Below are 10,616 nucleotides of genomic sequence, written 5' to 3'. Positions count from 1 at the left end.
TATCTAACCCTATGAAAAAATTAGTATTGTTCTGTTTAATGGTTGTTTTCTCTTCTAATTTTTATGCACAAGAAACAACTGCAAAAACTACAAAAAGTAAAACAGAAGCTTCAGCAAAAAAAGCAAAAACAACTGCAGACAAAGCTTCGGCTGATGCCAAAAAAGAAGCCACAAAATCTAAAAAAGCTGCTGACGATGCAAAAGCAGCTTCGTCTAAAGCAAAGAAAGAAACTGCAGACGCAGCAAAAAAGACAGCAGACAAACAAGCTACAAAAGCTAAAGCTGATGCAAAAAAAGCTACTATAGAATCTGACAAAGCGAAAAGCACTGCTGACAAAGCAAAAACAAGCGCAGATAAAGCTAAAGCCGATGCAAAAAGCTCTACTGCAAAAGCTGACGCTGCTAAGAAAGATGCCACAGCTGCTAAAAAATCGGCAACTAAGACTTTAAAGGAAACTAACGAAAAAGCACCTGCTGTTCCAGATAAAGTTACTGGCGAATACAATGGTAAAAAAGTATATACTGGACCAAGAGGCGGTAAATACTACATTAACAAAAATGGTAATAAAACGTATATTCAGGATTAAATAAAGGTGCTTAGGGACTAAGGTTCTGAGGTGCTAAGGTTTTAATACGAGACTTTGAGAAGCTGTTCTTTTGGACAGCTTCTTCTTTTTGTAAGCTTCGGAGAAGCGAAATATTTGTAGCAAATAATGAACATTTATATATAAAGCTTCGGCGGAGCGACATATTTTATTGCGAAAAATATGTCGCTCCGCCGGAGCTCTTTGTCTTTTCGCAATTGAATTTCTATAAATATGCCGCCCCGCTGGGGCTTGTCGATATAAAAATTTTATAAATATTCTATTAACTCAAAATGGCTGTATTTTTGAGATAACCTCTTTTAATTCAAACCAACAAACCTTAGAGCCTTAGTTCCTCAGCACCTTAGAACCTTAATCTTAGAACCTTAATCTTAGAACCTTAAATTAATAATTTAGTAATACCCTCGAAATAACATAAAAAACATATTTGTCTATCTTCGTTTTTAAAACGTGTTAAAAATGAGCATAGATTATTCTGCGAATAAAACTATTTTAATTGCTCCATTAAATTGGGGACTTGGACATGCCACTAGATGCATTCCTATTATCAAAGCGCTTCAAGAGAATAATTACATTCCTATTATTGCTTCAGACGGAATTGCATTGTCTTTATTGCGAAAAGAATTTCCTTATATACAAACTTTAGAATTGCCTTCTTATCATATTGAATATGCAAAGAATGGTAAAAACTTTAAATGGAAGCTGATCAAAAATCTTCCAAAAATGATTACTGCCGTTTTGGATGAGAAAAAAATGATCAATCATTGGATTAAAAAACATGGTATTGACGGCATCATCTCAGACAATAGATTAGGAGTTGTCAGCAAGAAAGTGCCTTCTGTTTTTATTACGCATCAACTGAATGTAATGACAGGAAATACAACTTGGTTTACAAGTAAATGCCATCAGTATTTCATTAAAAAATATAATGAATGCTGGGTTCCCGATACTAATGAAAAAATAAACTTGACAGGAGATTTAGGTCATTTAAAATCGAATGAACTAAATCTAAAATATATCGGTCCGTTAAGCCGAATGAAGAAAAAGGATACTCCAAAAATATATGATTTAATGATTATATTGTCTGGACCAGAACCGCAACGTACTTTCTTGGATGAAAAACTGCAAAAAGAAGCTGCAAATTATCCTGGAAAAGTTGTTTTTGTACAAGGTGTTGTAGAAAAAACACAGACTAAAAGAGAATCAGGAAATGTTACCTATTATAATTTTATGAATTCTAAACAGTTAGAACAGACTTTTAATGAAAGTGAATTTGTTTTATGCCGTTCCGGATATACAACTGTAATGGATTTGGCAAAACTAGGCAAAAAAGCTTTTTTTATTCCGACACCTGGTCAATATGAACAGGAATATCTAGCCATAAAACTTCAGGAAGAAAATCTTGTGCCTTATGCAATGCAAGACGACTTTAGTATTGAAGATTTATCAAAAGTAAAGTCGTTTAAAGGATTAACTCAATTTGAAAACAACATTGACTGGGATTCTCTGTTTAAGGTTTTTGAAGACAAAACTGTATAATTGCACGCTGATAAAACGGATTAATAAGTTGTTTTTCGCTATAAAAAAACCTCCAGTTAAAGCTGGAGGTTTTTCATTTTTTATATAAAGAAATCAGTTTTCATCAGCGTCTTTGTGATAGCAAATGCATCTAATCTGTATCGATTTAGAAGTTAAACTGTGCTTGTAATCTAAGCACATTTCCTTGTTGTCTGTTTATTGGAAGTGCACTGTCTACAAAGCTTCTGTCTGCCACTACATATTCAGCAGTTAGCTCAAATGCTTTGATTGGCTGCCATTCTATACCAAATTCGTAATCTCTAACGACGTAGCTTCTAGCATCTTTTTCGTATTTTTTTCCTCCGTCATAATATTGAAATTTTGCGAAAGGGTAAATACGCTGTTTTTTAAGATCCCATTTATAGTTTAACAAAACATAACCACCGTTCAAATCGGTTTGGTCAATGGTATTGGTAAGAGTATTGTATCTCGGTCCAGTTCCTATATTATATTCTGTCTGGATTCCGAATGGTCTTGGATATAAAACGAAAGTCGCTCCAACTCTCTGATCTTTTACATATTGAGGATCGTTAACAATAACTCCCGACGAAACTTCTCCCGTAAAAGCCCATTTACCAGTATAAGCCTGAATTCCTGGTTCTATAATCTGACTTCCAATAACAAAAGGATATGTTACTCTTGCCACAACATTTAAGTCTCTGTTTCCGTCTAGTTTATTTGCAATCTGACCATTGTAAACTCCAAAAGCAAAAACACCAAAATCTCCAGAACCTTTGTAACCATCTTTAACCAGCATGTCAAAACGCTGTCTAATTTCGGCTGGCGCCCAATAAAAGAATACTCCTAAATCACGTTCATTTAAGATTGAAGAGTTTATTGCATCGGCACGATCTAAAGTTAAACGCTGTGAACTTGATTGCATATTTTCAAATCCGTACGGGATTTTACTTTGTCCAACACGAACGCGATATTCTTTTTTCTTATCAAAAGAAAGATCAAAATACAAGTCACGAATCTGCACAAAATTATTAATTCCACTTGCCGGTGAACTTGCAAAATCGGGTTGAAAATAGAAAAACACATTCGGATGCACTTGTCCAGAAAACACTAAACGGGCACGGCGAATAAAAAGTCCGTTATTTGCTTTGGCATCTGGAGCTGTAGAAGTAGTCCCCCAAGATCTATCACATTGTTCGCAAGAAACCTTATCGTTTGTAGATAATAGACCATTGTATCTAATCTGTGCATAACCTCTTAAGGAGATTCTATCGTACCAATGTTCTTCAACTCCTCCTCCAGACTTGGTTTCTGGAAGTTTTGCTTTGTTTATAGAATCTAAAATACGCATTACTTCGTTTTTTACATCCTGTTTATTCAGCTCTTGCTTATTTGTTTCTTGTGCATTGACTGCACAAGTTAGCAGTAATAAAACGGCTAATAGTTTTCTTTTTATCATTAGTTCTGTAATTCCCTTAATTTCAGGATGCAAAGATGGAGCACCTATGTTAAGAAATCATTAACCAGATGTTACTATAATAAAAATTTAATGTTATGGCCTAAATCGGAATGTTTATTTATTGTTAAACACCTTTGTTTTAGGACTTTTAGCAAAACTGCCGTTACGATTTTTTAACGTCAATTTTTGTCGTTTTATTTGCTTTTTCGAGTGTAAAAGAGAATTCAGAGCCAATTCCGAACTCACTTTCTACGTAAACTTTCTCTTTATGAGCTTCAATAATATGTTTTACAATCGCCAATCCTAAACCAGAACCGCCTTCAGATCTTGTTCCGCTTTTATCTACTCTGTAAAAACGTTCAAAAAGTCTTGGAATGTTTTGTTTTTCAACACCTTCTCCGTTATCACTAATACGTATTAAAACTTTTTTCTTGGTTAAATTTACTACGCCAACTTCAGTCAAACCGCCTTCTTTTCCGTATTTAATAGAATTCACAATCAGATTTTCCAACACTTGTTGAATTCTGTCTTGATCTCCTCTTATCATTACAGACTGTACATTTTTGCTTTCAAAAGCTAGTTTAATTTTCTTTTTGTCTGCCTTCATTTCTAAAAGCTCAAAGACATTCTGAATCAATTCAACAACATCAAAATCAGTCATATTTAAATCTAAATCTCCCGATTCTAATTTGGTAATCATATCCAAATCTTCAACAATATATATAAGACGCTCCACTCCTTTTTCGGCACGTTTTAAATATTTTTTTCTGATATTTTTATCGTCCATTGCGCCATCTAGCAAAGTAGAAACATAACCTTGAACAGTAAATAAAGGGGTTTTTAATTCGTGCGAAACGTTTCCTAAAAACTCTCTTCTATATTGTTCACGAATTTCGAGCATTTCAATTTCGAGCTTTTTATCGGTTGCAAACTTTTTCACTTCACGCGAAAGCGTTTCCATATCGGTATTAATCGGCTGATTGATTAATGTTGTGGATTCTAGCAACGAAACCTCATCGTAAATTTTCTTCACTCTTCGGTAAATAAAGCGTTCTACACGATATTGTAAAACCAGAAAAGAAAAAATATAGATTACGATTATGAAAATTATTCCAAACGCAACTTGATGTTTTAATTGATTTTTATAAAATAATGACATTAACATCAGTACAAATGCTGTTGTAAAAAGACTGATATACAATGCCGATTTTATGGCGAATTTGTATGTTTTTTTAAAATTAATTTTCATTGATAATTTTAACCATTAAGAGATTAAGAGAAATTAAGTGTAATTCAAAAACCATATAAAAAACTGAAGTTCGGATAAACTTCAGCTCCTTATATGGTTTAAATGTATTGAATATTTTTAAAAGAATTTGAATGGATTTAAATCTTAACCAAATCCCAAAGAGTCTTAGTAACTTAGCACCTCAGAATCTTAGCATCTTAAAAAAACTAAACTTCAAATTTGTAACCAACACCTTTTATAGTTTTAAAAAGATCTTCTCCTATTTTTTCGCGCAGTTTTCTGATGTGAACATCAATTGTTCTTCCTCCAACTACAACTTCATTACCCCAAACTTTATCCAAGATTTCGTCTCTTTTAAAAACTTTCCCTGGTTTTGAAGCCAATAGATAAAATAATTCGAATTCTTTTCTTGGCAAAGCAATTTCTACATTGCCTTTTATGATTTTGTATTCCTCACGGTTAATCTCGATTCCGCCTACATTTAAAGTATCTGTAACAACTTCTTGTTCTTTTAACCTTCTTAACAGAGCCTTTACTTTTGATACCAACAATTTTGGTTTAATTGGCTTGGTAATGTAGTCATCTGCACCAGCATCAAAACCAGCCACTTGAGAATAATCTTCACTTCTTGCTGTAAGAAATGTTATGATAACATTATTTAATTCTGGAATTTTTCTAATATGCTCGCAAGCCTCCATTCCGTCCATTTCTGCCATCATTACGTCCATAATGATTAATTCTGGCAGCTCTTTCTGCGCTTTTGCTATAGCATCTTTTCCATTAGAAGCTGTAACAATCTGGTAGCCTTCCTGAGCAAGGTTATAGCCAACGATTTCTAAGATATCTGGTTCGTCGTCAACTAATAAAATCTTAGTTTGTGTTTTTTTCATAAATAGCAAAAATTGAGATTTTTATATCGAAACTTCTTCATTAAACATTCGATATTTCTTATTTCACAGGGTAAATATACTAACAAAAGAACCTTTAAAAAATGGTGTTAACCGTAATTTAATCTCGTAACAATTTGATAATCTTAACAACACAAAAACATAACAAGTCGGTAACATGGACTTCACAGAGCGGTTCTTTCTTTGCACAAAAATAATTAAGACACAAACACAACACTGAAAAAAATGAAATTCAATTTAAGATTTCTCTTTATTGCATTATTTATCTGTACGATCTCGATCGCGCAAAACAAAGGTACGATTTCTGGAGTTCTAACTGACAAAGATATGAACAACGCATCTCTACCATTTGCTAATGTTTTAGTTAAAGGTACAAATATTAGCGCAAATACCGACGTAGACGGAAAATATTCCTTAAGCGTAAATCCTGGAAACTATACTTTAATCTTTAGTTTTTTAGGATATGAATCTGTAGAAGCTCCTGTTGCTGTAAAAGCAAATGAAACTGTAGTGGTTAATCAAGGACTTTCATCAGGAAGTTATACTCTTAAAGATGTAGTGGTTCAAGCTTCAACTGGAGGCAAACAAAAAGAATCTGCTTTACTTCTAGAACAAAAAAATGCTGTAGATATTAAACAAGCTATTGGTGCACAAGAACTTTCTAAAAAAGGCGTGAGCGATGTTGCCAATGCTGTTGTAAAAACTACTGGTATTACTAAACAAGAAGGAACCAATAACATTTTTGTGAGAGGTTTAGGAGATCGTTACAACTCTACAACAATGAATGGACTTCCAATTCCATCAAATGATCCTGAGAAGAAAAACATCAATTTAGATATTTTCTCAACAGATATTATTGAATATGTTTCTATCGACAAAGTATACAACGGAAAATTCTTTGGAGATTTTGCTGGAGGAAATGTTGACATCGTTTCAAAAGATTACAAAGGGAACGGTTTCTTAAAAATTGATTTTGAATCAAAAATAAATACAAACGCTATTAGCGAAAACAATTTTACTTTACAAAAAGGACCAAATGCTTTTGGATTTAGCAAAGCTGAAATCCCAAATAATCCTTTGACACAATACAATTACGGTTCTTTGCAATTTGACAAAAAGACGCCAATTGGAGGATCTTTTGGAATCTCAGGTGGTGATTCTTATAACGTTGGTGAAGAAGGAAAAATCAATATCTTCGGAACTGCATCTTTCACAAACGAATATGCTTCAAGAACAGAAGGTATTGCAAGAGGTAGTGTTAATGCTGCTGGTGTTGCTGGAAAAGATTTGGATTACAACTATCTTTCATACAATACAAACACTACTGCAATGTTTAATGCTGGATACAAAATTAACAGCAATAACAAGATTAACTTCAATACTTTGTTCATCAATACCTCTACTCAAAGAAAAGAAGAATCAAGAGGTTATATTGTTGACTTAGCAAACGAAGGAAACGGATACATCCGAAGAAATGAATATGAAAAATCGGCTTTATGGGTAAACCAATTATTAGGAGAGCACAAATTAAGCGATAGAAGCACATTTAACTGGGGCGGATCTTTTAATACTGTAAAACAAGATATTCCAGACAGAACATACAACACTATGAATGTTCTTGACCAAGGTTATGTAATCAACTCTCAATCTGCGCCAAACAACCACCGTTATTTTCAAACTTTAAAGGAAAACGAATTAGCGGCAAATTTATCTGTAAACTACAAATTCAATAAAAATGAAGAAGGAGATTACAAAGGAAAATTTACTTTAGGCTACAACGGAAGGTTTAAAAACAGAGATTTTGAGGCAACTCAATTCAACTTTAAAACTACAACATTCCCAGTTTCTCATACAGGTGATATCGTAGACCCAAATAACTTGGATTTATTCTACAACCAACAAAACTTGGATAACAACTTCTTTACCATTTCTACTTTCCGTGGAGGACCAGAAGTTCCAAACGCACTTGACCCACAAACATATAATGGAGACTTGACTATTAATGGAGGTTTCTTAAATACAGAATACAAATTCAACAATAAATTTACTGCAGTTTTAGGATTAAGAGCTGAAGTTATTACACAAACTGTTGACTGGAGCACGCAGTTAGATCCTGCAGGAGGAAGCGATAAATTAGACAAAACAGCTTTCTTACCAAGTTTGGTATTGAAATATGAACTTAACGAAAAACAAAATTTACGTTTCGGATTCAGTAAAACTTATACATTGCCACAATTCAAAGAAAGATCTCCTTTTATCTACGAAGAATTTTTACAAGCTAAAATTGGTAACCCATTTTTATATGCTTCAGATGATTACAACTTTGACTTAAAATGGGAAATATTCCCGAACAGTGATGAAGTTCTTTCTGTAACAGGTTTCGGAAAATACATCTTAAACCCAATTAACGAAGTAGTTATTAACTCTTCTACAAATGATATCTCTTATGTAAACTCAGGAGATTATGGTTATGTAGCTGGAGCAGAGGTAGAATACAAGAAAACACTTTTTAATTTCGATAGCGAAAATGCTAAAAAATTAACTGGAGGAATCAACGTATCTTACTTATACAGCAAACAAGAGCTGAATAACGAAAAAGTTCAAGAAGAAACACAAGGAACACGTCCAACTACTTTTACCAACACAACAGGTAAATTTACAGGAGCTTCTCCTTTGTTATTAAATGCCGATTTATCTTTCTTCAACGAATGGAATGACAAAAAAAGCAATTTGACAACAACTATAGCTTACAATTATTTCTCTGATCGAGTAAATGCAATTGGTACATTAGAAAAAGGTGATTTAGTTGACAAAGCTGTTGGTTCATTAGACTTTATTGCAAAATCGAAATTGAACAAAAACTATAGCCTTGGTTTTGTTGCAAAAAACTTACTTAACCCAACTATAGACAGAGTTCAAGAAAACAAATCGGGCGATGTAAGCGTTTTGAGCTACAAAAAAGGATTGAATTTAAGCCTACAGTTTAGTTACGAGTTCTAAACCGAAAAAATATTTAATTAAAAAAGACAGCTTCTAAAAGCTGTCTTTTTTTTGCTCTTTAATTCAAAATATTTCCTTAACAAATTAACATTTCCTTAATATAAAGCATTCGTTTTGTTAAACTAACAATTACAGTAGCTTAACACCTAAAAAAGATTTCTAATCCATCTTTGCAACAGAAATTAAACACAAAAAAAAATTATTAAAACGATTATGAAAAAATCAATTTTAAATTTCGTTACAGTTTTTGCTTTATCAGGAGTTTTGCTTACAAGCTGTTCTTCTAACGATGATGATAAAAAACCAACTTCTACGTTTACAGCAGATCCTGCTAATTTTCAAGGAAAAATTACTGATGGTGAAGTAATTCTTGATGCTACTAAAACGTACAAATTAACTGGAGCTATTAAAGTAGAAAATGGTGCTACTTTGACAATTCCTGCTGGAACAGTAATTGAAGGAACAGGTGGAACTGCTGCTTACATCGCAGTTGCGCAAGGTGGTAAAATCAACGTAAACGGTACTGCTGCTAAACCAGTTATTATGACTGCTTCTGTAAAAGCTGCTGGTAAATGGGGTGGATTAGTAATTTGTGGAAAAGCGCCAATCAACCGTGATAATGGTAAGACTACTACAGCTACATCTGAAGTTGCTGAGTTAACTTATGGTGGAACTGTTGCTAATGACAATTCAGGTTCTATTAAATATTTAAGAATTGAGTACGCTGGTGCTGCTTTCAATACTGAAAAAGAATTCAACGGACTTTCATTCTTCGGAGTTGGTTCAGGTACAACTGTTGAAAATGTACAAGCTTACTACGGAGCTGATGACGGATTTGAATTCTTCGGAGGAACTGTAAATACTAAAAACTTAATCTCTATCGGTAACGAAGATGACCAATTTGACTGGACTGAAGGATGGAGTGGAACAAACGAAAACTGGTACGGTAAATTAGATTTCGGAAAAGGAAACAGAGGAATTGAAGCTGATAACTTCGAATTTGGATATGCTTTTGCTCCAATCTCTAACCCAACTATTACAAACTTAACTCTTGTTGGACCTGGAAGTACAGCTTCTACAGCAAACTTCCAAGAAAACCAAGCTATCAAATTAAGAAGAGGAACTAAAGCTAAATTCTCTAACGTAGTAGTAACTGCTTGGGCAACTGGTGTTGATGTTGAAAACGATGAAACTATCGCTTTTGTTGGTACAGATTTAAAAATCACAAACATCTTATTTGGTGCTGATATAGCTACAAAAACTAAAGGAAAGAAAACAGACGGAACTTCAGCTAATGTTTCTGCTGTAGCTGTTGAGTCAGCTTCTGCAACTGGAGCTGGAGCTGGTATTGCTCAACCAACATGGGCTGCTGGATGGTCAGTAGGTTTCTAATCACTTCGAACACATAATGTTAAAAACATCCTAATTCTTTAGGATGTTTTTTTTTGGCGTACTTTTTGTAATTTTTTTTGTATATTTACAATATCCAAATATACGCGATGGCAAAAAACTACTTTTATATTACTTTCTTATTGGCATTTTTCTTTACTGTAAGCGTTTCGGCGCAAGACAGCAAGCAATTACCAAAAACTCAAGAATCTACTTCTATTGAGGGTTTAAGCTTGTATCCTAACCCAGTGACAAATGGCAAAGTCTATATATCGTCTAAAAACGATTTAGAGAAAGAAATTATTGTGTTTGACATCTTAGGAAAAAAAGTTTTGCAAGCCCATTTAGTTTCAAGAGAACTAAGTGTTGCAGAATTACCTCCTGGTGTATATATCATCAAAATAAGTGAACAAAACGCATCGGCAACCCGAAAACTCATTATACGATAAAAGCTCCATTGGAGCTTTTTT

General features: G+C 33.6%; 8 protein-coding genes. 5 read left to right on the top strand and 3 right to left on the bottom strand.

The features are described from left to right. The first annotated feature begins 11 nt into the window (after window positions 1-11). Together JC605_RS06785 and JC605_RS06780 are read left to right on the top strand one after the other, a co-directional pair. On the top strand, window positions 12-587 hold the full coding sequence (locus JC605_RS06785; RefSeq protein ID WP_198855452.1) for a hypothetical protein: 576 nt from the start codon (window positions 12-14) through the stop codon (window positions 585-587). 477 nt (window positions 588-1,064) lie between these two features. Continuing rightward, entirely contained in the window at window positions 1,065-2,144 is a 1,080-nt protein-coding gene (locus JC605_RS06780) for a glycosyltransferase (RefSeq protein ID WP_198855451.1), read from the top strand. A 145-nt stretch (window positions 2,145-2,289) separates the two neighbouring features. On the opposite strand, the gene JC605_RS06775 is transcribed toward JC605_RS06780, so the two are convergent. The 3 genes from JC605_RS06775 to JC605_RS06765 form a co-directional block, all read right to left on the bottom strand. Next, entirely contained in the window at window positions 2,290-3,600 is a 1,311-nt protein-coding gene (locus JC605_RS06775; RefSeq protein WP_198855450.1) for a porin, read from the bottom strand. A gap of 163 nt (window positions 3,601-3,763) precedes the next feature. Beyond that, window positions 3,764-4,849 carry a cell wall metabolism sensor histidine kinase WalK gene (locus JC605_RS06770; RefSeq protein WP_198855449.1) on the bottom strand — a complete coding sequence of 362 codons (1,086 nt, stop codon included), beginning with the start codon at window positions 4,847-4,849 and terminating at the stop codon, window positions 3,764-3,766. Between the two features lie 206 nt (window positions 4,850-5,055). Then, a complete protein-coding gene (locus tag JC605_RS06765) occupies window positions 5,056-5,739 on the bottom strand; it encodes a response regulator transcription factor (protein WP_008465097.1) in 684 nt (227 codons plus the stop codon). Window positions 5,740-5,982: 243 nt separating this feature from the next. Between JC605_RS06765 and JC605_RS06760 the strand changes: the two genes are divergently transcribed. From JC605_RS06760 to JC605_RS06750, 3 genes are all read left to right on the top strand, one after another. Continuing rightward, a complete protein-coding gene (locus JC605_RS06760) occupies window positions 5,983-8,757 on the top strand; it encodes a TonB-dependent receptor (protein WP_198855448.1) in 2,775 nt (924 codons plus the stop codon). 213 nt (window positions 8,758-8,970) lie between these two features. Then, on the top strand, window positions 8,971-10,149 hold the full coding sequence (locus JC605_RS06755; protein ID WP_198855447.1) for a hypothetical protein: 1,179 nt from the start codon (window positions 8,971-8,973) through the stop codon (window positions 10,147-10,149). 107 nt (window positions 10,150-10,256) lie between these two features. Then, window positions 10,257-10,595 carry a T9SS type A sorting domain-containing protein gene (locus tag JC605_RS06750; protein ID WP_095928275.1) on the top strand — a complete coding sequence of 113 codons (339 nt, stop codon included), beginning with the start codon at window positions 10,257-10,259 and terminating at the stop codon, window positions 10,593-10,595. The last annotated feature ends 21 nt before the right edge of the window (window positions 10,596-10,616 follow it).

Origin of the sequence: Flavobacterium sp. IB48, from assembly GCF_016405855.1 — a bacterium.
In the GTDB taxonomy this organism is placed as follows: Bacteria; Bacteroidota; Bacteroidia; order Flavobacteriales; family Flavobacteriaceae; genus Flavobacterium; species Flavobacterium ginsengisoli.
The sequence above is the reverse complement of the archived record's forward strand: the minus strand, read 5'-3'. Positions and strand labels throughout refer to the sequence as shown.